The organism is Epibacterium sp. Ofav1-8, from assembly GCF_022348185.1.
Classification (GTDB): domain Bacteria; phylum Pseudomonadota; class Alphaproteobacteria; order Rhodobacterales; family Rhodobacteraceae; genus Epibacterium.
In genome coordinates, this window is record NZ_JAKRFD010000007.1 from 89,764 (window position 1) to 113,927 (window position 24,164).

The window sequence follows — 24,164 nt, forward strand, 5'->3', positions numbered from 1 at the left end:
TCACTCGCCCCGCAACTGTGCCGACAGGCGCGCGGAACGGCTGTTGGGGGACAGCCAGATGCCGAGGAACCGCCTGCGCAGATCAGGGTGCGACACCCGGCAGGTGCGTTGGCCATTGAGGCGCATTTCCACCGTATCCGGATCGGTCGCGATGGCCACGTAACTATCACCCTGTTGGACAGGGCGGTAACAAGTGGCCAGTTTTTGCAACATCTCGGGCAGGTCGGGCTGCGTGCCCTCGATGCGTTGCAATTCCTTCTGCGTGCCTTGCAGGAGTTCCTGATTGGAAAAGCTGCGCGCGTAGTCCAGGCGCAGCGACAGAGGCTGATCCCAGCTGAACCGCTGCGCGCCTTCTGTATGAAGCGTCGCCGTGTAGACCTCGAACCCCAGAAAACGCAGTGTGGCCTGACCCAGTTGCACCGGCGCCTTGAGGCCGGTGGCGCTGGAGCTTGCCAATAAGGGCGGCGCCAGCGACAGGGCGGCCAGCAGCGACAGCCCCGCGATCAGCGAGAGGACAGTTGCAAGGCCGGTTTCAGGTCGCATGGGTCAGCTCCACCTGCACCACATCGGTCTGGCGGGTCTCAAAGGATGCCGCGCAAATCTGCAGGTAGAACTGCCAGTTGCGCAGGAACCCCTGATCGTAACCCAGGCCCATCACCTTGTCCGAGGCCGCACTCAGGCGCTCTGACCACATCCGGCAGGTGCGGGCATAGTCCTGACCAAAGCCAAAGTTGTCGGTGACCTTCAGCCCCGCCCTGGCGGCGTGATGCGCGATCATGGCATCCGACAACAGCATGCCGCCGGGAAAGGTATATTGCCGGATATAGTCCGATCCCTTGCGGTAGATGTCGAAATAGGCATCCGGCACGGTGATTGCCTGCACCACGGCCCGACCGCCCTCGGCCAGACGGTCCTTCAGCATCTCGAAATACTGCGGCCAGTACCGTTCGCCCACGGCTTCGATCATCTCGATCGAGACGATGCCGTCGAATTTGCCCTTGGTATCGCGATAGTCACAGAGCTGGATTTCCGCGCGCCCATCAAGGCGTGCATCGGCAAACCCGTGTTGGCTCGGGGAAATGGTGATGCCGGTCACGTGGCGTCCGCGATCAGCAGCTCGCTCTGCAAACCCGCCCCAGCCACAGCCGACCTCCAGAATGCGTTCGGCATCGCTGGCGCGGTTCAGGATGCGGTCGTATTTGCGGTATTGCGCATCCTCCAACGTCTTGTCGCCGGGGGCAAACAGGGCCGAGGAATAGGTCATGCTTTCATCGAGCCAGAGCTGGTAGAACTCATTGCCGACGTCATAATGCGCCTTGATATTGCGGCTGGCCCCGGCGCGGGAATTGGCGCGCAGGATGCGGTCCACGAGGCGAAACTTCAGCGTGGCAAGGCGGCTCGGGTAGGCAAAGGCCTCAAGATAGTCGAGGTTCAGGAGCGCCACTTGCGTCACGGCCTCGATCGACGGTGTGTCCCACAGCCCGGCCACATAGGTTTCGCCCAGCCCGATGTCCCCGCGAGAGGCCAGTGCGGTCACCACGCCCCAGTCGTTGATCTGCATCTCGGCCGCAGGTTCACCCTGGCCAAAATCATGCACTTCGCCTTCGGGGGTGATCAGCCGCAGGCTGCCCCGTCGGATCCGTGCGCAACTGTCGAGAAAATCGCGTTTCACGCGGTTGGTAATGAACAGCATCAGCTTACCTCCTGTTCGGGCGGAAGCGGGCGTCTTCTGTAGCGCGCGCCCTTGAGTTTGAGTTTCAGGGCCTGCCAATAGATCAGCGCAACAGTGCGCAGCGCGCCGAGCGGGCGGCGCAGGCTGGCTTTGATCAGGCGGGCGTTGTTCAGGTTGTGTACATCGCCCACCAAAGTGGCGATCACGCCTTCCGCGCCGTTTTCATGGGCGATGCGGATGGCGATCCGTGACTTCGTTATATCAAAGGTAAACCGATACGCGCCCGCGACCTCCTGAAAGGGCGAGACGTGAAAGATTTTCTGCGCGGTCAGGCAGGTTTTGGCCGTGATCGGCGTGAAATCCGGCTGCGCGCAGAGATAACTGTGACGGTCCCCGAAGGTGTTTGAGACCTCTGCGATCACCGCGCGCAGGTCATCGCCGTCATAGGCAAGCCAAAAGCTCACGGGGTTGAAAATATAGCCAAGGAAGCTCGGTTGCGTCAGCAGCAGGATGGTTAGGTCGTCCGGGGCAAGCCCTGCGCCTTCAAAGACCTCTTTCGCCCACGTCAGCCCGCGTCCCTGTTTTGGGGCGCCGCCGTGATTGCGATCCATGACGGAGGCAAGATTCCAGCGGTTGCGCGAAAACAGCAGTGGCCCCCGCGTCGAGTTTGGGTCGAGCAGCACATAGTCCACCCCGTAGCGAAAGGCATTTTGGATGCCGCCACGTCGCGCATGGGTGGTGGTGCCCGCCAGATAGTGCGGCCAGCGCGGGGTATGGTCGCCGGGCGTGCTCATGCGAGCAGCTCTGCCGCGTCGCGATTGCTGTGATAGCGGGCGTCGATGCTGCGCGCGACGCGTACTGCGCTGGCAAAGCCGTCCTCATGGAAACCGTGGCGCAGATAGGCCCCCGCAAACCATGTGTGGTTCTGCCCCTGCATCGCCTGTACCGCCCCCTGTGCCCGGATCGCGGCGCGATCAAACACCGGGTGGCGAAAGGTCTTGTCGTCATAGATCAGCTGCGGGTTTACGTCCTGCACCGGGTTGAGAGAGACAAACAGCGGATCGTTTTCCGGCAGGTTCTGCAAGCGGTTCATCCAATAGGTGACGCCGATCGCCGGGCGGTTGTCACGCTGATCCGCCTTGTAGACCCAGGACGACCAGCAGGCGCGGCGGCGGGGCATCTGGCCCGCATCCCGGTGCAGGATCATGTGATTGTCCTGATAACGCATCACCCCGAGAGTGGCCTGTTCCTGGGGCGTGGGGCGGGCCAGCAGGCGCAGGGTATCATCCGAATGGCAGGCAAAGATCACCTCGTCAAAACCCTCAGCCTGCCCATCCGGCAGGCGCAGGGTGACGCCATCCTCAGTGCGCTCGACCGATTGCACCGGGCAGGCTGCGCGCAGATCCACGCCGATCTTTTGCAGATGTTGGGTCAGGCGGCGGACATATTCGCGGCTGCCGCCTTTGACCGTCCACCATTGATGCTGACCCGAGGCCGAAAGCAGCGCGTGGTTGCGAAAGAACCGCACCAAAGAGCGTGCCGGGAATTCGCGGATCTCTTCGGGTGGGGTGGACCAGATCGCGCCGCATATGGGCATCAGGTAATAGCGCTGGAACCAGTCCCCCAGAGACAGTTCCTGCACCATCTCGCCAATGGTGGTGCTGTCATCATGGGCCACGCCCTCGGCGCGGGCGTTGAAGCGCAGAATGTCGCGCACCATGCCAAAAAATGCGGGCCGGCCAAGGTTGCGGCGCTGACCAAACAGTGCGGCGATGTCCTTCAGCCCATATTCCACGGCCCCGTTCTGGATTGTTGCACCAAAGGACATGTCACTGCGCACCACCGGCACATCCAGCGCGTTGAACATGCGCGTCAGATGCGGGTAGTTCACATAGTTGAACACGATGAACCCGGTATCCACCGGCTGATCGCCGCGAATGCCTGCCGTCACCGTGCGTGCATGCCCGCCAAGCCGCGCGGAGGCCTCAAACAGGGTCACATCATGACGTGGACCAAGGAGCCATGCGGCAGCCAGACCGGATATGCCACCGCCGACAATGGCGATCCGGCGGCGCTGAGAGGGCAGGGCATCAAATGACATGTATTCTCCATCGGTTTTCATAAGCTTACGAGGCGACGGGCGAGAACGGATCAAAAAAGTGGAAATTCCCGAGACAATGACGGGTTTTTGCGATCCAGCGGCATTTTTTGTGATCCACCGGTCCCAACGCTGCGTACCCCGATCATGTTTGAAGCTCCTGCCGTTCTCTGCGATGACAGCCTTGAAGACCCCGTCGCGCCCGCTAGGGTGAGCGGGGGCGCAGGCAGTTGCCGGGAGAGCGACAGAGTGACAGGTGAGGCATATTCCGAGACGACGGTCTGGATGCTGGCAGTGCGGGATCAGCGCGACAAGGTGGCCTTTGGTCGCCTGTTTGATCACTTTGCACCGCGGCTCAAAGGCGTCATTTGCCGCTCGGGGCTGCCGCCTGCGCAGGCGGAAGACATTGTGCAGGACGTGATGCTCACGGTCTGGCGCAAGGCGCATATGTTTGACCCCGGTCGCGCGCAGGTCTCTGCGTGGATCTACCAGATCGCCCGTAACCGGCAAATCGACATATTGCGCAAGGAAAAGCGACCGGTGCCGGAAGAACTGAAGCCGGTCGAGGATACAGAGGAAGACGCGTCACAGGTGGTGGCGCTGGAACAGGAAACGCAGGCTTTGCGCGCGGCGCTCAAGACGCTGAAACCCGCGCAGCGCGAAATGGTGGAACGCGCCTATCTGGGCGAGCTGACCCATGCGGAGATCAAGGCCGAGACCGGCCTGCCGCTGGGCACCATCAAATCGCGCATCCGGCTGGGGCTGGAGAAGCTGCGTCACGAGTTGAAGGGAACGGAACGCACATGACGGGCATTACGCACCACATCCCTGATGAGTTGCTGATCGCCTATGCGGCAGGCAACCTGCCAAAGGCTTTTTCGCTGGTGGTGGCCGCGCATGTGTCCATGTGCGACGAGTGCCGCGCTCGGCTCGGCGCGCATGAGGCTCTGGGCGGCGCGCTGCTGGATGACATGCCGGCGACGGATGTGTCGTCGGACCTGAAGGGGCGGCTGTTCGATGCCCTGGACGATCCGATCTCGGTCGAGCAACGCTATGATCGTGCGGGTATTTTCCCGGCGCCTGTCATGGAGGCACTGGGCGGTCTGCCGCCGAAATGGTCCCCGCTGGGGCTGGGTGTGCGGCAGATGATCCTGGATCATGACCGCAGCGGCAGCGTGCGGTTGCTGTATATCCCCGGCGGCCAAGGGGTGCCGGATCATGGCCACAATGGCCTGGAGCTGACGCTGGTCTTGCAGGGCGCCTTTCGCGACGAGACCGGGCGCTTCGGGGTGGGGGATCTCGAGATCGCCGATGGCGATCTCGAGCATGAACCGATTGCCGAGGTTGGTCCCGCCTGCATTTGCCTGGCGGCGACGGATGCATCGCTGCGGTTCCGGTCGCTTGTCCCCCGGCTGCTTCAACCTCTTTTCCGGATCTGATTGTCCAATTGTGCCCGCACGGTCTGCCGCCCTTTTTGCGAGATCTGATAGGGGCTTGAGAACCGGCTCTGGATCAGTCGCTTGCGTCTGAGGCTTTGAAAGATTTCCAGCGTGCAATTGGACAGGATCATCCCGTCGTGGGTGTAGCAGGTCACCGAGGTGATCCGGCCGTTGGCCGCGCGTTCATAGAGGACACGACCGCCCTGTGCCAGCGCGTGCAGCACGCGCTGTTCGTTCTTCGAGATATTCATTGGATATTGCCTGTGATTGAACCATGTCAAACCGGCACGCGCACGCCAAACGGCCGCGCTTGCGCGGGGGGACAGGTTTCGGGACTGCCGAACCTGTCACTGCGTGGTTGCAATCTCCAACATCAACAATTCCATTGTCTGAATGGACGGGTGCCTGTGCTTACCACGCTCGCAGGATGGAATTCAATCACGGTTCGTGATCCAGCGGCACTGATAAGGCGCAAGTGTGATTTCCAGATCGCCCCTGAATGCATCGCCCGACAGCAGGTCGTGCCAGGTTTCGCCTTCGATCAGGTTCAGCGCGCCCGGCGGCAAGCTGACGCTGTCACCGCTGACATTGTGCAGGGCAAAGATCGATTGCGCGCGATCCAGAGACTGGCGCCAGAGCGCAAAGACCCGATCATCCAGATGCAGCGTGAATTGCGTGGCGTTGGGGTGGAACGCCGCCTGTTCTGCCCTGATTTTCAAGCGCGACGACAACGCCGAGAACACCTGCGCCTGATCCGTTTCGGGATCGGCCAATCGCCGGGTCAGCTCCGGGTAGTCCCAGCGGTGGCGGTTGATCGCCCGGTTCATGCCCCGGCGCGCCACGGCGGCGTGATCGTTGGCGGTTGCCAGCAGCGCATGAATGTAGAAGGCAGGAATTCCCTCCAGGCTCATCGGGATGGTTTGCGAGCAGACAAACCGCGCGATCTTTTGGTCGTCCGCGCCCCGCAGCGTCCGGGTCATGGCATCAAAGAAGGTGCAGTTCACCTCGTAGGGGGCCTCACCACCTCCCGGCAGCGAGCGCATGGACACCAGCCCGCCGCTTTCCCTGACGCAGGCGATCATACCGTCGATCTCCTGTTGTGGCAGAACCCCCTCGGCGGGGCGCATGCCGATGCCGTCATGGCTGGCGGTAAAGTTCAGATAGGCACAGCCCAGCGGGGCAGGGGGCATTGCACGCGCCCATTTCAGCAGAAAACGCGCCGACCCGGCCAGCATCGCATGCAGGATCAGCGGCGGCAGCGGGAAGTTGTAGACAACATGCGCCTCGTTGCGGTTGCCGAAATAACTCAGGTTCTCGGTCCGCGGGACATTGGTTTCGGTCAACACCACCACGGTTTCGGTCGCGTAATCCGCCAACAGCCGCAAGAGCTGCACGATCGCATGCGTCTCCGGCAGGTGGATGGAGGAGGTTCCGGCCCGTTTCCAGATGAAGGCCACCGCATCAAGCCGGATGATCCGCACCCCCTGGTCGATGTGCAGGCGGATGATCCGCAGGATTTCCAGCAGCACGTCCGGGTTTTCGAAATTCAGATCCACCTGATCGTGGCTGAAAGTGCACCAGACATGCTTGGGTCCGTTTGCCGTATCGACCAGTTGCAACAGCGGCGTGGTTCTGGGGCGCACCACATCCGAGAGGTCGTCATCGGGACTGGCCTCATAGAAAAAACGATCATAGGGCGCCTGGCCCTGGCGGTAGGCGTTGAACCAGGGGCTCTGTGACGACACATGATTGAGCACCATGTCCGACATCAGGTGAAAGGCCTCGCCGATCCGTCGAATGTCGGCCCAATCCCCCAGTTCCGGGTTGACCTTGCGATAGTCGGTGACCGCAAACCCGTCGTCAGAGGTATAGGGAAAGAACGGCAGGATATGCACGCCGTCCACCACGCCCTGCATATGGGTGAGCAGGAAGTCATGCAGCAGGTCCAGCGGCTTGTGCGTGCCGTCGATCAGCGTGTTGCCGTAGGTGATCATCAGCGCATCGCGCTCCGACCAGAGCGTATTTCCGGGCACCCGCGGCCGTTTGCGCCGGTGTGTGCCATCCGGCCAGAAGGCCTCCACGACCTGCGAACCGAGGATTTCGCAATCGACGTCCGGGTAGATCCTGGTCAGGAGCCGCGACAGGCGGGCTCCGAAAGATGCGCTTCCTTGCGCCATCTGGCTACACTCCCTCACCTGTGCGGATTGATTTCCACTTTGCCGTCAATTGCTTCGCGCTCGGGTGGTTCGAGGATCAGCCTATCCGCGTCGGTGCAGGGGCGTAAACCGCCGAGCCGTGTCCACAGCCTGGACCCCGGCTGAAATGACCATTTAACGGGCAGATGCGCGACATGGGACGGGTCCGCGCTATCTTGAGATGTCGGAGTTCCGTCGCGCATGCAGGTCACCTCTGGTGCGACGGGGCTTGATCGCCAGCGTCGTTAGCGATAACGATTGCCGCGAGTGATAGCGGTACCATCAGGGTGCCGTGCCCGGAAACCGAACCGGAGTTATTGGCAAATGACCCTTAAGATCGCGATCAATGGATTTGGCCGGATTGGCCGCAACGTGCTGCGTGCCCTGCTGGAGAATGACACCACGGATGTGGAAGTCGTGGCCATCAACGACCTGGCGCCGCCGGCCACCCAGGTCCACCTGCTGAAGTATGACAGCGTGCATGGCCGCCTTGGGGCGGATGTGGTTGTCGAAGGCGACACCATGAAAGTGGGCCGTCACGAGATCCGCCTGACCGCGATCCGCAATCCAGAAGAGCTGCCCTGGTCCGATGTGGACATCGCCTATGAGTGCACCGGCCTCTTCACCACCCGCGAGGCTGCGGCCCGCCATCTGGAGAACGGCGCGCAGCGGGTGCTGATCTCCGCGCCCGGCAAGGAAGTCGACCGGACCGTGGTGTTTGGCGTCAACGACGGTGACCTGACTGCGGATGACGTCATCGTGTCCAACGCCTCCTGCACCACAAACTGCCTGGCGCCTGTGGCCAAGGTTCTGGATGACGCCTTTGGCATCAAGACCGGCTACATGACCACCATTCATGCCTATACCGGCGACCAACCGACTCACGACACCACCCACAAGGACCTGTATCGGGCCCGCGCTGCGGCTTTGTCGATGATCCCGACCTCCACCGGCGCAGCCCGGGCGATCTCCGAGGTGTTGCCGCATCTGAAGGGCCGCCTCGAAGGGTCTGCAATCCGGGTGCCGACACCGAATGTCTCGGTTGTGGACCTGACATTCCAGCCGGAGAAGGCGGCCTCGGTCGAGGCGATCAATGCAGCGATCCAGGCGGCCGCGACAGATGGACCTCTGAAGGGCATTCTGGGATACGAAGAAGAGCCGCTGGTCTCGATCGACTTCAACCATGATCGCCGATCGTCGATCTTTGCCGCACCGCAGACCGCAGTCACCTCGGAAGGGCTGGTGCGTGTTGTCAGCTGGTATGACAACGAGTGGGGCTTCTCCAACCGCATGATCGACACCGGTCGCGCGATGGGCAAGTTTCTCTGAGCCACAGCGCAGTCGATATGAGATACCAAAGGGCCGTGGCATCAGCCGCGGCCTTTTTGATTGTCTGCACTTTGGGTGGGCGCGGCACACTGTGGACATGCCCTGCGCGTCTTTGCTCAAGTATCAGACCAGAGACCGCGTTGACACGGGCACGAGGGAGCCATGAAAATACGCAAAGAAAGACGCGGGGATGAATCCGCCATTCACGCACTTACCGTGGCTGCGTTCAGGGGGCATCCCTACAGAGACGGCACGGAGCCCGGGATCATATCCGATTTGCGCAGCGCCGGTGCATTGTCCCTGTCTCTGGTCGCGGCGGATAGGGACGAGGTGGTCGGTCACGTCGCCTTTTCTCCGGTGACTATCGATGGTGCCGACTGCGGTTGGTTTGGCCTCGGGCCGATTTCGGTCACCCCGGATCGGCAGCGGCAGGGGATCGGCTCCCTGTTGATCCGCGACGGTCTGAAACGGCTTTCGGCGCTGGGGGCCAAGGGTGTCGTGCTGTTGGGGGATCCCGCCTATTACACGCGGTTTGGCTTTGCCTGCCACGCAGGTTTGGTGCTGCCGAATGTCCCCGTCGAATATTTCATGGCCCGCACCTTGCAGGGCCCGAACCCAACGGGCGAAGTCGCCTATCATGCGGCCTTTGGCAGCTGAGGCGCATATTTCGCACGGCCCCCCGGTTATTCCGGGACAAACTCGGCCTCATCCGCCAGTGCCGCCGCCTTCAGATCGCCGAGAAAGCTCGGGTTGGCGGAATGGATGCGGTTCCAGTTGGGAATAAAGGGCGTCTCGTGCGGGTTTTCGAGAAAGACCTGCCCCGCGGTCATGATGTTGTTGGCAAACATCTCCACCATCTTTTCCTCGCCATGACGGTCCATTTCCAGGCCGTTCATGATCGCGTCGTGAGAATAGGCCTCCAGCAGGTCCAGCGCCGAGCGATAGTAGGTCGCCTTGAGCGTGCGAAAGACATTGGGCGTGAACACGGTGCCGTCCGCCGCGAGCTTGCGGAAAATGGCCTTGCAGATGTCGGTGGACATGCGGTTGAGACCGGCAGAGGCATCCTCGGGGCTCAGGGACTGGTGTTTGTGATCGTAGTTGTCGGCGATTTCCACCTGGCACACCGCCTTGCGGCCGAGGTTCCGCCAGGCCTCTGACAGGACGCCGATCTCCAGCCCCCAATCGGAGGGAATGCGTAGGTCCGGCAACAGCGGCGCCCGCAGGGCCATCTCGCCGGAGAGCGGATAGCGGAAGCTGCGTAGATAGTCGATGTAGTCGCGATCCCCGATGGTGCGCTTGAGCGCGATCAGCAGCGGCGAGACCAGCAGGCGGGACACCCGACCGTTCAGCTTGCCGCCACCGACGCGGGCATAAAACCCCTTGGACAGCTGGTAGGAGAACGCCGGATGCGCCACCGGATAGACCAGCCGGGCCAGCATCTCCTTGGAATAGGTGGTGATATCGCAGTCATGGATCGCCACGACAGAGCTTTCGGCCTGGGCCAGCAGGTAGCCGATGCAGGACCACACGTTCTTGCCCTTGCCGGGTTCGGGCGGTGCCAGCCCCTGTTCGGCAAGCCGCGCACCAAGCGCGCGCATCCGCGGGCTGTCGTTCCAGAGCACCCTGTGGTTCTGCGGCAGCGAGGAAAAATACTGCCGGGCGTGGCGATACTCCGCCTCCGTGGCCCGGTCGAGGCCGATCACGATGTGGTGCAGATACGGCACCCGCGCCAGCTCATCCAGGATGTGGCGCAGGGCTGGCCCTTCCAGCTCCGAATACAGACAGGGCAGGATCAACGAGATCTTGCGGGTCTGGGCAAAGGTTGACAGTTCGTATTCCAGTTCTTCCACCGGGCGGCAGCGCAGATCGTGAAATTGGGCAATGTTGCCGTTCTGGTGGAAGTCAGCCATGCGTGGCGGTTCCTTTCTGTTCCTGATCCCAGTCTGAGAGAAGTTGCATCACCGCTGCGTACCAGCCGTCGGGACCGGAGTGCTCTGTGCGCAAAATGCGGTGTTCATGTTGAAACGGGGGCAGGTCCGGGCTGTGCGGGTTGCGGATCACCACGCCGCGGTCCGCCGCAGCGATCATGTCAAAATCATTGGGTGCATCCCCGATCGCAATGGTGAAACAGCCGCGATAGCGCTGCCGCAGTTTCATCATCTGATCGGCCTTGGTCGCCCCAAAGGACAGGGTCAGGAACCGCCCGCCCCGGCTGGCATTGATCCCGTGCCGCGCCAGGGCGGCCAGAAACGCGGCGTGCTGATGGGCATCACCCTGCCATAATCCGGGTTCGCTGAATTGCCGGGCCTTGGCGCGCTCGGCCTGAAGATGGGACAGGCCGGTCTGGGCACTGACTTCGGCAACACTCATGTCGCCAAAGCCGCGAAACGGGGCGTTCAGGGTGCTCAACACCTGCCGAATGGCGCGATAATCGGCGGTCTTGCTGCCAATACCCTCGGGCGAGACACAGGCGGCGCCGTTCTCGACAATCATCGGCGTATCGCCCAGGCCCAGATCATGATGAAGCGGCAGCATCTCTGCCGCGGTCTTTGAACTGGCAAGAACCAGTATCCCGCCGCGCGCGTAGATCTCGGCGATGGCGGGCAGCGCCGGAGTATAGTCATAGCTGTCGTGATCCAGCAGGCTGCCATCCAGATCACTGAAAACCAGAAGTCGTCGCATTGCATGCCTCCTTGTCAGAGGGGCCATGTTCTGAGCTTAGGTCGCAGCGCGGATCAGGCAATCAGTGCTAATGCAGGTTTTATTTTAATTCGCACAGTTTTCGGAATTGCGCCTGCTTTTTATGCAGGACTTTCGGCGTGAGGCGGCAAGCACGAATTGCGCGGGCTGGTCGGCGCAAGGAATGGCGCACCGGAACAGCAGCCCGCAACAGAGGTCTTCGGGGCGCGAGGATTCTCATCTTTGCGCAGCGCGCGTGAGGGGCGAATGCGGGTGGCATCTGCTTTGCGACGGCGGCCTTCAGAATTGCGACCTCTCCGGAAAACAAGCCGACATTCAGTGACGTATTGCCGTCATTTCCTGTCGGATCGCCGTTGGCGGTTCGCGTGGCGAAACAGGAGGCTACGCAAATCCACCACATGCTTCCCAGGTTGGTGGCAACACAAAGGGCACATGCGATTCCTTGCCTCATGTGCCGAGAAAATAACAGAGAGGAATGTCAGTTTTATGTCTCTTAAACCTCCTTTGACGGAGCTCGAGATCAAAACCGCACAAAGCGGTTTTTACAAAGGGTTCACCAAAGACGTCACCATCACCGCCAAGATTCTCGTTGCGGCGCTGATCCTCTGGGCCGTTGCCTTTCCCACCCAGGCCGCCGACGTGTTGTCGCGGTTCAATACTCTCATTCTTGCCAGCTTCAATTACTGGTACATTTACGTCGTCGCCTTTTTTGTGATCGTCTGCCTCGGGCTCGCCATCTGGCCCAGTTCCGGCAATCTGCGACTGGGCAACGAGGATGAAAAGCCCGAATTCTCGGCCTTTTCCTGGTTCTCGATGATGTTCGGTGCGGGCATGGGGATCGGCGTGCTGACCTATGCCACCGGCGAACCGATCTACCACTTCCAAAACAACCCCGATGTGATCCAGGGGCTGGTCGAGGGAGCGAGCGCCGAGACGGTCCGCTCGGCCTACAAATGGTCCTTCCTGCACTGGGGCCTGTCCCCGTGGGGGGCCTACGCCTTGACCGGGCTGGCGCTTGCGTTCTTTGCCTATCGCCGCGGTCTGCCGTTGACCATCCGCTCCGCCCTGACGCCGCTGTTTGGCGGGCGCCTGTCCGGCTATGTCGGGCACACGGTTGATGTTGTTGCGGTGATCGCAACGGTCCTCGGGGTGTCGCAGACGCTGGGCTATGGGGTCGAACAGTTCGTCGCCGGTCTGAACCGTATCGGTCTTGGCGACTGGCTGCTGGTGACGGCTGCCGACGGATCGCAAAAGGCTTCGGTCGCGGCGGTCATCCTGTCGCTGGTGGTCATCATGGGGGCCTCGACCCTGTCCGCGCTGTCCGGTGTCGGCAAAGGTATCAAATGGCTCTCCAATATCAACATGGCGCTGAGCTTCTTTCTGCTGTTCTTCTTCCTGCTGTTCGGGTCCACGTTCTTTGGCCTGAATGCGCTGGCAACGGGGATCTATGACTATGTCGTGGCCCTCCCGAGCATGATGTTCACGGTCTGGAGCGACAATGGCACCGAGGTCGGGGCTGCGCTCGAAGGCTGGCAAGGTGGCTGGACTGTCTTCTACTGGGCCTGGTGGATTGCATTTGCCCCCTTTGTCGGCCTGTTCCTGGCGCGGATTTCGCGGGGACGTACCATTCGCGAGTATGTCTTTGGGGCCATGCTGGTGCCATCGGTGATGTGTTTCGTCTGGTTCGCACTGGTCGGCGGCACCGCCATCGATCTGGAGCTGTCCGGCGTTGCGCAGAATGCGATTCTGGGAACCGGCCTGTCGGATCAGCTGTATGCAACCCTCGCAGTGTTGCTGAGCGATGGTCTGGCCTGGGTGTTCTCCGTGGTGGTTGCGGTTCTGCTGCTGACCTATCTGGTGACCTCGGCCGACTCGGCGGTGCTGATCATCAACACCATCAACGCAGCCGGTGACGAAGGGCCAAAGGCACGTCCGCATATCATCTTCTGGGGTGCGGCGCTGGCCCTGGTGGTCGGAGCGCTGCTGATCGTGGGCGGCCTCGGGGCCATCCAGACGGCCATGGTGATCGGCGCGCTGCCGTTCTCGGTGGTCATGGCGTTGATGGGCGTTGCCCTCATCAAGGCGATCATCAACGACAGCATTCGTGGCCGCGCGGGCCTGCCTGTGACCGCGGACGAGATCGCCGGAGAGTAATCTCGGCGGTCCACACCAGTTTCGGTGTTGCCAGACTGAAATCGCCCGCCGGACGTGCTGTCCGGCGGGCGATTTTGCTTTGGTCCCGGGGAAACCGGCTCGGAATACCGGAATCGCAGCGGGTCAGGACATCGTTGACAGCGCCGCGACACTGCGCATGGCTGCGGTCACGGCGTGGTGCAGCGAGAGTGCAAAGGAGCGCGCGACAAGAATGTCATAGGCCTGATCCTGCTCTCGGCAGAGCAGGAAGACGTTCATGTGCTCCAGAAGCAGGCGCTGGGCGCTGCCGTTGCTCAGGGCCCGGAGGTCTGTCATGACCAAACGCTCCAGCACCCGGATCACCCCGTCACCTTGGAGCGTAAAGACCACCCAGCCATCATTCTGCTCCGTCACCGATGCGGTCATGCCCAGGTCGTCCGCCAGCGTCCGGGCGAGGTGCTCCTGTTCGGTGTGATCGGCGGTGACAAACCATTGCTGAAGAGCTGTTCCGAACACATCAACAGAGGGACCTCTGCGAAGCGTGCCGAGGTCCACAGGACCGGAGGCAAGCGTGGCGAGGGTCGCGGCAACTGCATCCTCATGCCCCTGACGCGCGGCCACGGAGGCAATGGCACGGTTCGGACACTCGGTCAGGGTCCAGGGGCCGATGGTCTCCACGCAGGGATGGTCGGCACCAAATGCGGTGCGGGCGATGAGGCGGGGGGCGGGGCTTTGATCAGGCACGCAGACGCTCTCCTTCGGGATCGATGAAATGGGGGCTGACCACGCGGGCCTTCAGGCTCTGGCCTTGCAGCGGGTTGGCGACGGTAACGACCTCGCCCAGGCGGTCCTGTCCGCGTTCGAGAAAGCCAAGCGCGATGGATTTGCCCAGGTGTGGCGAATAGGCGGCGGAGGACAACCAGCCTTCGCTGGCCCCTTGCGCGGTTGCGGTGGTTGCAAAGAGGTGGCTGCCCGCGGGCAGGGTGGTCTCTCCGTCCAGTGCCTCAAACCCCATCAGCCGGACGCCTTCGGGGGCGTTCAGCCCGTCGCGCCGGGACAGCACCGCACCGATGGAGTCCTTCTTCGTCGACACCATGCGCCCCATCCCGAGGTGATCGGCCGAGGTCTGGCCGTTCAGCTCATTGGCGGTGGCGTGACCTTTCTCGATCCGGAGCACGCCAAGGGCTTCGGTGCCATAGGGGGTGACGTCGAACTCCGCGCCCTCTGTCATCAGCTCGCGCATCAGGGCATCGCCATAGCGGGTCGGCACGGCGATCTCATAGGCCAGCTCGCCGGAAAACGAGATCCGGAACAGACGTGCGCGCAGGCCGCCGCAGATGGTGATCTCGCCGCAGCCCATAAAGGGGAAGGCCTCGTTGCTGATGTCATGACCGGGATCGACGAGTTTTTGCAACAGCTTCCGGGCATTGGGCCCCGCCACCGCATATTGCGCCCAGGCGTCGGTGGTGGAGATCAGCTGAACGTCCATCTCCGGCACCAGGCATTGGCGCACGAACTCCATGTGGCGGTAGACCGGGCCGGCATTGGCGGTGGTGGTGGTGACGACGAAGTGATCCTCGGCCAGGCGCGCGGCGGTGCCGTCGTCCATGGCGATCCCGTCCTCGCGCAGCATCACCCCGTAGCGGCATTTGCCGACCGGCAGCTTGGCAAATCCATTGGCGTAGACAAGGTTCAGAAAGGCCGCCGCGTCCTTGCCCTGCACATCGATCTTGCCCAGCGTGGTGACGTCGCAGACGCCGACGGATCTGCGCACGGCAAGGGCCTCGCGGTCGACCGTCTGGCGCCAGTGGGTTTCGCCCTGGCGCGGGAAATACTGCGCGCGCAGCCACAGGCCGGCCTCGACAAAGACCGCACCCTGTTCCTCGGCCCAGTGGTGCGATGGGGTGAGGCGGGTCGGTTTGAAATCCTTGCCCGCAGCGCGCCCGGCCAGCGCCCCCATCGCGACGGGGGTATAGGGTGGGCGGAACATGGTGGTGCCGGTTTCGGCGATGCTCTGTCCGGTGGCCTCTGCCATCACCGCGAGCCCGCCGAGGTTGGAGGTCTTGCCCTGATCGGTGGCCATGCCGAGGGTGGTGTAGCGCTTGAGATGCTCCACCGAGCGGAAACCCTCCTGATGGGCGAGCTTCACATCCTTGACGGTGACGTCGTTCTGGAAATCGAGCCATTTGCGGCCCTTGCCTTCGGCCACATACCAGAGGGGGGCGATGTCATAGGCGCCATCTTCGGCGCGCGGGCAGGGGAGCGCGGTGGTCTTGAGGTCGAGAGCCTCGAGCGCTGCACGCGCGGCGTCGATACCGGATTGCAAGGCCTCAGCAGTGGAGAACAGACCCGCTGCGGCGCCCGCCACACGCATCCCCTGCGGCAACTGCGCGCCGGGCACGAAGCTTGCGATCTGGTCGTTCCAGACCGGGCGGCCACGCTGGTGGCAGGTGAGGGAGACATTGGGGTTCCAACCGCCCGAGACACCAAGCGCCTGACAGGGCAGGGTCCGGGTGCTGCCGTCTGCGCGGCGGATCGTAACGCCGGTGAGGCCAAGCTTGCCCTTGGCGTCCACCACCTGCGCCCCGGCAAAGAGCGGGTAGTCGCCCAGAGCCGCAGAGGTCGCGGTGGCGCTGGGTCGACTGTCGATCACGCCGACGACGTCCACTCCCAGCGCGGCGAGATCGCGTGCCGTGCGGTGACCGTTGTCGGTGTTGGTGAAAACCGCCACCTGCTGTCCCGCCGTGACCGCCCAGCGGTTGGCATAGGCCCGCATCGCGCCAGCCATCATCACGCCGGGGCGGTCATTGTTCTGAAAGGCGATCATGCGTTCGGTCGCCCCGGCACACAGGAGGCTCTGGCGCGCATAGATCCGCCACAGCGTCTGGCGCGGCATGTCTGGCGCAGGCGCGGCGACGTGGTCTGCGTTGCGCTCCAGCGCCGCATAGGTCCCGTGGTCAAAAGCGCCAAGCACCGTGGTGCGATGCATGAGACGCACATTGGGCAGGGTTTGCAGTTCGGCGACGGCAGTCGCGGCCCAGAGATGTGCGGGCGTGCCGTCGATTTCCTCGACCTCGGCATTGAGGCGACCGCCAAGGGTGAAATCCTCATCCGCAAGGATCACCTGCGCGCCATTGCGCCCGGCGGTCAGCGCCGCGGCCAAACCTGCGGGGCCAGCACCGATGACAAGCAGATCGCAATGCAGGAACCCCTTGTCATAGGCATCCGGATCGGCCTCCATCGAGAGCGACCCGAGGCCCGCCGCGCGGCGGATGATCGGCTCGTAGAATTTCTCCCAAAAGGCGCGGGGCCACATGAAGGTCTTGTAGTAGAACCCGGCGGTGAGGACATTCGAGAACAGATCGTTCACGCCAAGCGCATCAAAGGCGAGCGACGGCCAGCGGTTCTGGCTCTGCGCGCTCAAGCCGTCGTACAACTCCGCCACGGTGGCGCGGGTGTTGGGCTCCTGCCGCGCGCCGGTGCGCAGCTCGACCAGCGCGTTGGGCTCTTCGGACCCGGCAGAGACCACCCCGCGCGGGCGGTGGTACTTGAAGCTACGGCCCATCAGGCGCACACCATTGGCCAGCAGCGCCGAGGCCAGCGTGTCGCCGGGATGGCCCGTGTAAGATCTGCCGTCGAAAGTGAACGTCAGGGGCCGGCTGCGATCAAGCTGGCCGCCGGAGAGACGGTTAATCTGGCTCATGCCGCGCCCCTCCGGGCCAGAGCCACATCGCGGGCAAGCTCCACCTTCAGGATTTCATGCGTGGTGGTGTCGCGCGTCACCACGAGCCAGGAGCGGTCGCCTTGTTCATGGAACCACAATTCGCGGTGCTGCCCGGCAGGGTTGTCGCGCAGGTAGAGATAATCGTGAAAGGCGCGTGCAGCGTCCTCCGACAGCCAATAGGGCCGGTTGATAAGCCCTGCATCGCCCAGATAGGTGAATTCTTGCGCGTCGCGGGGGCCGAGGAGCGGGTGGGGAATGATCATCGTTCTGTCCGGGTTTGTCTGTGGGCGTTTCGGGTCAGTGCAGGTTCGGCTGGGCGCCGACGCCTTTTTCGTCGATCATGCGACCAGTCAGGGTGCGGTCGAGACGATAGGCCGTCGCCGTGTCATGCGGCTGGTCGGTGGCAAGGAGATGGGCAAAGGCATACCCAGACGCAGGCGTTGCCTTGAAGCCGCCGTAACACCAGCCGCCGTTGAAATAGAGCCCGTCGACAGCGGTGCGGTCGATGAAGGGCGAGCCATCCATCGACATGTCCATGATGCCGCCCCACATCCGCAGCAGCCGCGCGCGCCCGATCATCGGCATCAGCGCCATGCCGCCTTCGGCCACGTCCTCGACCACCGGCAGGTTGCCGCGCTGGGCGTAGGAGTTGTAGCCATCGATATCGCCGCCAAAGACCAGGCCGCCCTTGTCGGACTGGCTGACGTAGAAATGCCCGGCCCCAAAGGTGATGACGCCCGGGATCACCGGTTTCAGCCCTTCGGAGACAAAGGCTTGCAACACGTGGCTCTCGATCGGCAGACGCATCCCGGCCATCGCCATGACCTTGGAGGAATTGCCCGCCACCGCCACGCCGACCTTTGTGGCACCGATATAGCCGCGCGAGGTCTCGACCCCTTTGATGCGGCCCTGTGCGATGTTAAAGCCGGTGACCTCGCAGTTCTGGATTATGTCGACGCCGTGGCTGTCCGCCGACCGGGCATAGCCCCAGGCCACCGCATCGTGACGCACGGTGCCGCCACGGCGATGCACCAGCGCGCCCTTGATCGGGAAGCGCGCATTGTCGAAGTTCAGGAATGGCGCTTCTTTGCGGACCTGTTCCGCATCCAGCAGTTCCGCATCCGAGCCTTGCAGGATCATCGCATTGCCGCGGCGGCGATAGGCGTCGCGCTGGCTGTCGGTATGGATCAGGTTCATGATGCCGCGCTGGCTGACCATCGCGTTGTAGTTCAGGTCCTGTTCCAGCCCCTCCCAGAGTTTCAGCGAGAACTCATAAAACGGCTCATTGCCGGGCAGCAGGTAGTTGGAGCGGATGATGGTGGTATTGCGTCCCACGTTGCCGCCGCCGATCCATCCCTTTTCAAGCACCGCAATACGGGCCTTGCCATAGACCTTGGACAGGTAGTGGGCGGTGGCGAGCCCATGCCCGCCGCCGCCGATGATGATGTAATCATAAACGGGCTGCGGGTCTGGGTCGCGCCATACAGGAGTCCAGCCCTTGTGTCCGGTCAGGGCTTCCTTGGCGATGCGGAGCGCGGAGTATCGCATGTGGTGTCTCGGGTCCTTGGCAACTGCTTTGCGTGACACTAGGCGTCTTGAAGGCTGTTGACTTTTCCAATTCAGTCGAATTTTTGTCACATATGGACAATCCAGAGACACCCCGCCGATATGGCGTTTTGCTCGTCGACGGGTTTGCGCTGATGTCGGCGGCCTCCGCGGTTGAACCGTTCAGGGCTGCAAATCTCCTGAGCGGGACGGACCTCTACCGCCTCACGTTCCTGTCGCGACAGGGGGGGCGGGTCTGTGCGTCCTGCGGCGCCGGGTTCGACACGGAGCCGATCAGCAGCGGGGCCATGGCGGCTGGAGGGCCGCTTGACCTTGTGTTTGTGATCGCGGGCGGGGATCCGTTTGCAACGCTGGACCCTTTGGTGCTGGCGTGGCTGCGGCGACTACAAGCGGCGGGGGTGCCGCTGGGTGGCATTTCGGGCGGTGCGGTGCTGTTGGCCCGCGCGGGCGTGATGGCAAATCGCCGCTTCACCGTGCATTGGGAGCACTTCGACGCCCTGCGTGCGCTGTCGGAGGACTACCTGATGGAACGGCGGCTCTTCGTCATTGACCGGGATCGCTATACCTGCGCGGGGGGCGTGGCGCCACTGGACCTGATGCATGCGTTGATCCGCTCGGATCATGGGGCGGCGCTGGCCCGCAGGGTCAGCGATTGGTACATCCATACCGGCATTCGCGCCGCGGATGCTCCGCAACGTTCGGATCAGACGGAGGGGCTGCACCGGGCTGTGGCAGCCGCCCTGGCGCTGATGGAGACGCATCTGGCCGACCCCCTGACGCTGGAGCAACTGGCCCAGCTGGTGGGGCTCAGCCCCCGCAGTCTTTCGCGACAGTTTTCTGCCGACATCGGCCAGAGCGTGATGCGACACTACCTGGTGCAACGGTTGGAAAAAGCCGACGACCTACTGCGCCAGACGCGCCTGCCGGTGTCGGAAGTGGCCTTGGCAACGGGGTTTGTCAGCCAGGCGCATTTCGCCAAGAGCTTTGGCGCGCACTTCGGCCACAGCCCGCGCGTCCGCCGAGCCGAGGCGCGTGGGTGACCGGGCCACTTGGCGCTGCGGCGCGAAATGGCTATCCCTGTCTCTGATGATCAGGAAAGGACTGCCCATGCCCGCCGCCCATCCCGCATATGTTGTATCGCCCCCGCCACAAGCGGCCTTGCCCATCCTCGGGTCGCAGGCGCTGTTTCCGGTGCGGCGCGTCTATTGCATCGGCCGCAACTACGCCGCCCACGCGGTCGAAATGGGGCATGACCCGGAGCGCGCGCCGCCGTTCTTCTTTCAAAAAGCGCCGGATAGTCTCGATGCGTCCGGTGAATTTCCCTACCCCGTGATGAGTGCGGAGGTGCACCACGAGGCGGAGCTTCTCGTGGCCCTGGGCCAGGGCGGTCAGGACATCGCCGAGGCAGAGGCGCTGGAGCATGTCTGGGGCTATGGGCTCGCGCTCGATATGACGCGGCGCGACCTACAGGGGCAGGCCAAGGCTGCGGGTCGTCCCTGGGAGATCGGCAAATCCTTTGAACACGCAGCGCCGGTGGCGCCGCTCTTACCGGCCACAGAGATCGGCCACCCGCACGAGGGGGACTTGCGCCTGACGGTGAACGGAGACCTGCGGCAGCAGGGCAATCTCAACCAGATGATCTGGAAGATCCCGGAGATCATCGCCCATCTCTCGCGCTATTACCGGCTTGCGGCAGGGGATGTGATCCTGACCGGCACACCTGCCGGGGTCGGGCCGGTGCAGCGCGGTGATGTGATGGAACTGTCCTGCCCCCCTCTGACATCCCTGCGTGTCGAGGTGGTCTGAAACCTGTCCGCGGGGGCGCGGCCGTCAGGCCGCGCCCCCGCGCTGGTCGGATGCGTCAGCATCCGAAACACCGCACCCTGGTGACGGGTCGTCCGCCCTGGCTCTCCGGCTTGTCCAGGGTCTGCCGGCGCAACACGGGGTCGTTCTTTCCGACGCATGCGGAACAGAACCGCGAGCTCAGCGTTAAGCTTGCACCCCACCGGCGGAGCAACGGCATCCTGTCCATGGCACGAGATCGCGCAGGGTCCTCCGGGGCCGGGTTGGTCACCTGTCGGGCAAAATCCTCAGGTCTTGCCGTATTTGACAGGACCTCGGTCTTCACGGGTTCTTTTGGGGCGACAAACAACCTATGTCTGATCGGGGCCAATGCGGCGGACGGACTGGAAATGAGGGGCAAATGACTTCAGAATTTGATGCGGCGCGTCTGGGGCCCATTCTCTATTATCGCGGGTTGGAGCAGGGCGGTTTGCGCCTGGCTGCGATGGTTCTTCTGCCGGCGGGGGAGCAGCCCGGTCCGCTGCAGGCCGATGGGCGCGCGCATGATCCTCTTCGACTGCGGCAGGTCGGCGAGAATGTGATCTGGCGCTATGATTTCACCCTCTCTCAGGACGCGGGCGGCTATCAGTTCGACGGCGAGACCTACCCGGTCCAGACCAGGGTCGACGGCGACCTGCGGATCGCCTTCGCCTCCTGCAACGGCGAGGAAGAGGGCGATCTCGACCGCGATCAGGAGGAGCGCAACAAGATGTGGGCGCATATGTGCGACGAGCACCGGCACGCCCCCTTTGCGCTGTTGTTGCAGGGCGGCGACCAGATCTATGCCGACGAGGCCACACTGGGCCATCCGCTGAGTGATGCCTGGCCGGATCAGGTGCCGCGCCCCCGAAATGCAGAGGAGCTCGAGGACCTGGCCGATCACCTGCGTGGACGCTTTGCCGCGCGCTATGTGCAGGCCCTGTTTGGCGCGGCCCCCAGCTGGATCATGGCGCGGGTGCCGACGCTTGCGATCTGGGACGATCATGACATCTGCGATGGCTGGGGCTCGCTCTATCGTCGCAAGACCCACTCCGAGGTCGGTCAATGCCTCTACCGGGTTGCCCGCGAGATGTATCTGCTGTTCCAGCATGCGGCGGTGGAGGCGGACATCCCGGATCTGTTCCTGGACAAGACCGGCACCTCCCTGTCCTGGCAGCGCGCCTTGCCCGGGGTGCAGTTCCTGGCCCCAGATTTGCGTGCAGAACGTGGGCGACGTCAGGTGATGGGGGCCTATGGCTGGTCCGCCACCGAAGCCATGCAGCCGGGGACAGAGCACACGTTCCTGATTTCCAGCGTACCGCTGTTGGGGCCCCGCCTGTCATTGGTGGAACGTTTCATGCTGATGATCCCCACGATGCAGAAATACGAAGATGACCTGCGCGATCAATGGCAAAGCCGGGCCCACCGCGCGGAATGGGTTCGAATGCTGAAGCAGGTTCTGAAATGGCATGAAACCAGCCCGGTGACGGTGGTGTCCGGCGAGATCCATCTGGCCACGCGGGCCGAAATGCAGGCCCGGGAGGCGCCGGTGCAACAGCTTGTGGCCTCCGGCATTGCCCACCGGGCCCCGCCGCAAGCCTATGCGCGCGGACTGGGCACGCTGGCGGGGCTGGGGGACGCGCCGGTTCCGGGCCACCCGATCCGTATCCACCCGCTGCCGGGGCAGAAGCATCGCTACGCGGCAGAGCGTAACTACCTGGAATTGAAGCGGGAAAATGGAACCTGGAGCGCCATCTGGCATCTGGAGGACAGCGGCAGTACCGCGCCGATGGCGCTGGCCGAAGGGACGGGCTGCGCCGGATCCTCTTCACCTTTGTGAAATTTGTCTGAACTTTTCCTTGCAGTCCCGGCTTTCGTTAAGGGGAAGATTAACGCTCCTCGGGTCTTCTGTCTGCAACGCCGGGGTGGCGGAGTGGGAAGAAAACTGTGCGTGGATGGGGCGTCGGGGATGCCTTGTCCATACGCAGATCGAGTGGACCGGCGGCATCAGATGACACAGCACAACAGGACCGCGATCACGCTGCAACGGGCGTCTGGCCCGGCATGGTGCCTCAAAGGGGCTGCGATACTGTGCACCTGTCTTCTGCTGTTGTCTCCGGGACAGGCGCATCTGCCCGATAGCCTGTCGGGGGACAGCTCGTTGATGCGGCAGTCTGCGCAAATCCGCACGCCGCTCCGCACGCCTGTTCAAGAACAGCTGCGGCGCGCGTCGATGAACTGGCGGTGTCAGGCGGTCTGTGACGAGACCGGGCGCCTGCGTCAGACCTGCCTGATGCTTGCGGATCCGCGCCTGAGCGGTTTGGGGCAGGGTTTGGATCACCTGTCAAAAGCGCAACCAGCGCAGAAATCACTCAGTGACCTCGGGCTGCTGGAGGGCCGTGATCGCCCAACCTGCTAGGGCAGGCCTGCGCGGTGTCGATCCGGCATCCGGTCCGGCGCAGGCCGGCGCAGGGGAATTACTCTGCCGCATTTGCGTTCAGCGCGATCTGATTGACATAGGCCATCAGATCGTCGCGCAAATCCTCCCGGGCGAGGGCAAAGGCGACCGTCGCACGCAGGAACCCGGCCTTGGAGCCGCAATCGAACCGTTTGCCGTCAAAGCGATAGCCGTATACGGGTTCACCCTGGCCGATGTCCTGAGCGATCGCATCGGTCAGCTGGATCTCGCCGCCCGCGCCTTTCTTCTTCTGTTGGAGGTTTCTCATCACCGAAGGGGACAGGATATACCGGCCGATCACCGCGAGGTTCGAGGGCGCATCCTCTGCCTTTGGTTTTTCGACCATCCCGTTGGCCGAAACCACTTTGCCCATGTCCTCTTTGACATCGAGTACACCATAGGATGAGGTCTTCTCGGGCGCGACTTCCATCGCCGCCACCATATTGCCGCCGGTTTCCTCATAGGCTTCGACCATCTGCTGCAGGCAGGGTTTGTCCGCCGCGATCACATCGTCGGGCAGCATGACCGCAAAGGGTTCATTGCCGATCAACCGGCGCGCACACCATACGGCGTGCCCCAGACCAAGAGCCTGATGCTGGCGGATATAGGCGATGGCGCCGGACTCCATATTGGTGTTCTTCAACACCGAGAGCAGCTCGTCCTTGCCTTTCTTGCGCAGCTCCTGCTCCAGCACCGGCGCATGGTCGAAGTAATCCTCCAGCGCACCCTTGCCGCGCGAGGTGACAAAGATGAACTCCTTGATCCCCGCCGCGCGCGCCTCGTCGATGGCGTATTGCACCAGTGGCCGGTCGACCAGGGTCATGATTTCCTTGGGCACGGATTTGGTGGCCGGCAGAAACCGGGTCCCGAGACCCGCAACCGGAAAAATGGCTTTGGTTACTTTTCTACGCATTCAATCACTCCACCAATGTTCTTATGCAGCCGCTGCAATTGCCTCGTGCGCCCCGGGTCCAAGACCGTGGCCCTTCCCACCAGCATAGTGGCAAATCCCGATCTTCCAAACACTCT

22 protein-coding genes are annotated in these 24,164 nt (G+C 63.0%); 9 read left to right on the forward strand and 13 right to left on the reverse strand.

The genetic code is table 11. The features are described 5' to 3' along the window. From MHM97_RS12785 to MHM97_RS12800, 4 genes are read right to left on the reverse strand one after another with little or no spacing between them, the layout of a single operon-like run. Positions 1 to 543 (reverse strand): chalcone isomerase family protein, encoded by a 543-nt coding sequence (locus tag MHM97_RS12785; RefSeq protein ID WP_239322741.1) that lies wholly within the window; start codon positions 541 to 543, stop codon positions 1 to 3. Further along, a complete protein-coding gene (locus tag MHM97_RS12790; RefSeq protein WP_239322742.1) occupies positions 533 to 1,693 on the reverse strand; it encodes an SAM-dependent methyltransferase in 1,161 nt (386 codons plus the stop codon). Before MHM97_RS12790 ends, MHM97_RS12785 begins: the two co-directional genes overlap by 11 nt. Beyond that, positions 1,693 to 2,466, reverse strand: coding sequence for a DUF1365 domain-containing protein (locus MHM97_RS12795; protein WP_239322743.1), 774 nt, complete (start codon positions 2,464 to 2,466; stop codon positions 1,693 to 1,695). The genes MHM97_RS12790 and MHM97_RS12795 overlap by 1 nt, the downstream gene beginning before the upstream one ends. Further along, positions 2,463 to 3,773 carry an NAD(P)/FAD-dependent oxidoreductase gene (locus MHM97_RS12800; protein WP_239322744.1) on the reverse strand — a complete coding sequence of 437 codons (1,311 nt, stop codon included), beginning with the start codon at positions 3,771 to 3,773 and terminating at the stop codon, positions 2,463 to 2,465. The genes MHM97_RS12795 and MHM97_RS12800 overlap by 4 nt, the downstream gene beginning before the upstream one ends. Before the next feature lie 246 nt (positions 3,774 to 4,019). On the opposite strand from MHM97_RS12800, the gene MHM97_RS12805 reads away from it, so the two are divergent. Both MHM97_RS12805 and MHM97_RS12810 read left to right on the forward strand, forming a co-directional pair. Next, entirely contained in the window at positions 4,020 to 4,577 is a 558-nt protein-coding gene (locus MHM97_RS12805) for a sigma-70 family RNA polymerase sigma factor (RefSeq protein WP_370645728.1), read from the forward strand. Then, positions 4,574 to 5,209, forward strand: a complete 636-nt coding sequence (locus tag MHM97_RS12810; protein ID WP_239322745.1) for a ChrR family anti-sigma-E factor — start codon at positions 4,574 to 4,576, stop codon at positions 5,207 to 5,209. Before MHM97_RS12805 ends, MHM97_RS12810 begins: the two co-directional genes overlap by 4 nt. Here MHM97_RS12810 and MHM97_RS12815 read toward each other — a convergent pair. Both MHM97_RS12815 and MHM97_RS12820 read right to left on the reverse strand, forming a co-directional pair. Continuing rightward, a complete protein-coding gene (locus MHM97_RS12815; RefSeq protein ID WP_239322746.1) occupies positions 5,188 to 5,460 on the reverse strand; it encodes a YjhX family toxin in 273 nt (90 codons plus the stop codon). The two genes, MHM97_RS12810 and MHM97_RS12815, sit on opposite strands and share 22 nt — an antisense overlap. 183 nt (positions 5,461 to 5,643) lie before the next feature. After that, positions 5,644 to 7,386, reverse strand: coding sequence for an alpha-amylase family glycosyl hydrolase (locus tag MHM97_RS12820; protein WP_239322747.1), 1,743 nt, complete (start codon positions 7,384 to 7,386; stop codon positions 5,644 to 5,646). Positions 7,387 to 7,728: 342 nt separating this feature from the next. On the opposite strand from MHM97_RS12820, the gene gap reads away from it, so the two are divergent. Both gap and MHM97_RS12830 read left to right on the forward strand, forming a co-directional pair. Then, entirely contained in the window at positions 7,729 to 8,733 is a 1,005-nt protein-coding gene (gap, locus tag MHM97_RS12825) for a type I glyceraldehyde-3-phosphate dehydrogenase (RefSeq protein WP_239322748.1), read from the forward strand. Between the two features lie 162 nt (positions 8,734 to 8,895). Next, the gene (locus MHM97_RS12830; protein WP_239322749.1) at positions 8,896 to 9,390 is read left to right on the forward strand and encodes a GNAT family N-acetyltransferase; all 495 of its coding nucleotides are present in this window, start codon (positions 8,896 to 8,898) and stop codon (positions 9,388 to 9,390) included. Between the two features lie 26 nt (positions 9,391 to 9,416). Here MHM97_RS12830 and MHM97_RS12835 read toward each other — a convergent pair whose 3' ends face one another. Beyond that, the gene (locus MHM97_RS12835; protein WP_239322750.1) at positions 9,417 to 10,643 is read right to left on the reverse strand and encodes a glycosyl transferase; all 1,227 of its coding nucleotides are present in this window, start codon (positions 10,641 to 10,643) and stop codon (positions 9,417 to 9,419) included. Continuing rightward, positions 10,636 to 11,415 (reverse strand): HAD-IIB family hydrolase, encoded by a 780-nt coding sequence (locus MHM97_RS12840; RefSeq protein WP_239322751.1) that lies wholly within the window; start codon positions 11,413 to 11,415, stop codon positions 10,636 to 10,638. Before MHM97_RS12840 ends, MHM97_RS12835 begins: the two co-directional genes overlap by 8 nt. 504 nt (positions 11,416 to 11,919) lie before the next feature. Between MHM97_RS12840 and MHM97_RS12845 the strand changes: the two genes are divergently transcribed. Next, positions 11,920 to 13,587: a BCCT family transporter gene (locus MHM97_RS12845; protein WP_239322752.1), complete on the forward strand. Its 1,668-nt coding sequence runs from the start codon at positions 11,920 to 11,922 to the stop codon at positions 13,585 to 13,587. A gap of 123 nt (positions 13,588 to 13,710) precedes the next feature. Here MHM97_RS12845 and MHM97_RS12850 read toward each other — a convergent pair whose 3' ends face one another. From MHM97_RS12850 to MHM97_RS12865, 4 genes are read right to left on the reverse strand one after another with little or no spacing between them, the layout of a single operon-like run. After that, positions 13,711 to 14,310, reverse strand: coding sequence for a sarcosine oxidase subunit gamma (locus MHM97_RS12850; RefSeq protein ID WP_239322753.1), 600 nt, complete (start codon positions 14,308 to 14,310; stop codon positions 13,711 to 13,713). Continuing rightward, the gene (locus tag MHM97_RS12855; protein ID WP_239322754.1) at positions 14,303 to 17,269 is read right to left on the reverse strand and encodes a sarcosine oxidase subunit alpha family protein; all 2,967 of its coding nucleotides are present in this window, start codon (positions 17,267 to 17,269) and stop codon (positions 14,303 to 14,305) included. The genes MHM97_RS12850 and MHM97_RS12855 overlap by 8 nt, the downstream gene beginning before the upstream one ends. After that, complete coding sequence (locus MHM97_RS12860; RefSeq protein WP_239322755.1) at positions 17,266 to 17,553, reverse strand: sarcosine oxidase subunit delta; 288 nt, start codon at positions 17,551 to 17,553, stop codon at positions 17,266 to 17,268. The genes MHM97_RS12855 and MHM97_RS12860 overlap by 4 nt, the downstream gene beginning before the upstream one ends. Before the next feature lie 34 nt (positions 17,554 to 17,587). After that, on the reverse strand, positions 17,588 to 18,838 hold the full coding sequence (locus MHM97_RS12865; protein ID WP_239322756.1) for a sarcosine oxidase subunit beta family protein: 1,251 nt from the start codon (positions 18,836 to 18,838) through the stop codon (positions 17,588 to 17,590). A 152-nt stretch (positions 18,839 to 18,990) separates the two neighbouring features. Here MHM97_RS12865 and MHM97_RS12870 point away from each other — a divergent pair, with 152 nt between their 5' ends. The 4 genes from MHM97_RS12870 to MHM97_RS12885 all read left to right on the forward strand — a co-directional run bounded on the left by MHM97_RS12870 (position 18,991) and on the right by MHM97_RS12885 (position 23,096). Then, a complete protein-coding gene (locus tag MHM97_RS12870) occupies positions 18,991 to 19,896 on the forward strand; it encodes a GlxA family transcriptional regulator (RefSeq protein WP_239322757.1) in 906 nt (301 codons plus the stop codon). A gap of 67 nt (positions 19,897 to 19,963) precedes the next feature. Continuing rightward, on the forward strand, positions 19,964 to 20,662 hold the full coding sequence (locus MHM97_RS12875) for a fumarylacetoacetate hydrolase family protein (RefSeq protein ID WP_239322758.1): 699 nt from the start codon (positions 19,964 to 19,966) through the stop codon (positions 20,660 to 20,662). A gap of 397 nt (positions 20,663 to 21,059) precedes the next feature. Further along, entirely contained in the window at positions 21,060 to 22,517 is a 1,458-nt protein-coding gene (locus tag MHM97_RS12880) for an alkaline phosphatase D family protein (RefSeq protein WP_239322759.1), read from the forward strand. A 171-nt stretch (positions 22,518 to 22,688) separates the two neighbouring features. Continuing rightward, a complete protein-coding gene (locus tag MHM97_RS12885; RefSeq protein WP_239322760.1) occupies positions 22,689 to 23,096 on the forward strand; it encodes a hypothetical protein in 408 nt (135 codons plus the stop codon). Positions 23,097 to 23,154: 58 nt separating this feature from the next. Here MHM97_RS12885 and galU read toward each other — a convergent pair whose 3' ends face one another. Then, positions 23,155 to 24,048: a UTP--glucose-1-phosphate uridylyltransferase GalU gene (galU, locus tag MHM97_RS12890; RefSeq protein WP_239322761.1), complete on the reverse strand. Its 894-nt coding sequence runs from the start codon at positions 24,046 to 24,048 to the stop codon at positions 23,155 to 23,157. Positions 24,049 to 24,164: the final 116 nt, after the last annotated feature.

Excerpts from the sequence above, each read along its gene's own strand:
- MHM97_RS12835 (WP_239322750.1), bottom strand. The coding sequence starts at position 10,643 with ATGGCTGACTTCCACCAGAACGGCAACATTGCCCAATTTCACGATCTG.
- MHM97_RS12880 (WP_239322759.1), top strand. The coding sequence starts at position 21,060 with ATGACTTCAGAATTTGATGCGGCGCGTCTGGGGCCCATTCTCTATTAT.
- MHM97_RS12855 (WP_239322754.1), bottom strand. The coding sequence starts at position 17,269 with ATGAGCCAGATTAACCGTCTCTCCGGCGGCCAGCTTGATCGCAGCCGG.
- MHM97_RS12870 (WP_239322757.1), top strand. The coding sequence starts at position 18,991 with ATGTCGGCGGCCTCCGCGGTTGAACCGTTCAGGGCTGCAAATCTCCTG.
- galU (WP_239322761.1), bottom strand. The coding sequence starts at position 24,048 with ATGCGTAGAAAAGTAACCAAAGCCATTTTTCCGGTTGCGGGTCTCGGG.
- MHM97_RS12830 (WP_239322749.1), top strand. The coding sequence starts at position 8,896 with ATGAAAATACGCAAAGAAAGACGCGGGGATGAATCCGCCATTCACGCA.
- MHM97_RS12790 (WP_239322742.1), bottom strand. The coding sequence starts at position 1,693 with ATGCTGTTCATTACCAACCGCGTGAAACGCGATTTTCTCGACAGTTGC.
- MHM97_RS12860 (WP_239322755.1), bottom strand. The coding sequence starts at position 17,553 with ATGATCATTCCCCACCCGCTCCTCGGCCCCCGCGACGCGCAAGAATTC.
- MHM97_RS12840 (WP_239322751.1), bottom strand. The coding sequence starts at position 11,415 with ATGCGACGACTTCTGGTTTTCAGTGATCTGGATGGCAGCCTGCTGGAT.
- MHM97_RS12820 (WP_239322747.1), bottom strand. The coding sequence starts at position 7,386 with ATGGCGCAAGGAAGCGCATCTTTCGGAGCCCGCCTGTCGCGGCTCCTG.
- MHM97_RS12800 (WP_239322744.1), bottom strand. The coding sequence starts at position 3,773 with ATGTCATTTGATGCCCTGCCCTCTCAGCGCCGCCGGATCGCCATTGTC.
- gap (WP_239322748.1), top strand. The coding sequence starts at position 7,729 with ATGACCCTTAAGATCGCGATCAATGGATTTGGCCGGATTGGCCGCAAC.
- MHM97_RS12875 (WP_239322758.1), top strand. The coding sequence starts at position 19,964 with ATGCCCGCCGCCCATCCCGCATATGTTGTATCGCCCCCGCCACAAGCG.
- MHM97_RS12845 (WP_239322752.1), top strand. The coding sequence starts at position 11,920 with ATGTCTCTTAAACCTCCTTTGACGGAGCTCGAGATCAAAACCGCACAA.
- MHM97_RS12785 (WP_239322741.1), bottom strand. The coding sequence starts at position 543 with ATGCGACCTGAAACCGGCCTTGCAACTGTCCTCTCGCTGATCGCGGGG.
- MHM97_RS12865 (WP_239322756.1), bottom strand. The coding sequence starts at position 18,838 with ATGCGATACTCCGCGCTCCGCATCGCCAAGGAAGCCCTGACCGGACAC.
- MHM97_RS12885 (WP_239322760.1), top strand. The coding sequence starts at position 22,689 with ATGACACAGCACAACAGGACCGCGATCACGCTGCAACGGGCGTCTGGC.
- MHM97_RS12815 (WP_239322746.1), bottom strand. The coding sequence starts at position 5,460 with ATGAATATCTCGAAGAACGAACAGCGCGTGCTGCACGCGCTGGCACAG.
- MHM97_RS12795 (WP_239322743.1), bottom strand. The coding sequence starts at position 2,466 with ATGAGCACGCCCGGCGACCATACCCCGCGCTGGCCGCACTATCTGGCG.
- MHM97_RS12810 (WP_239322745.1), top strand. The coding sequence starts at position 4,574 with ATGACGGGCATTACGCACCACATCCCTGATGAGTTGCTGATCGCCTAT.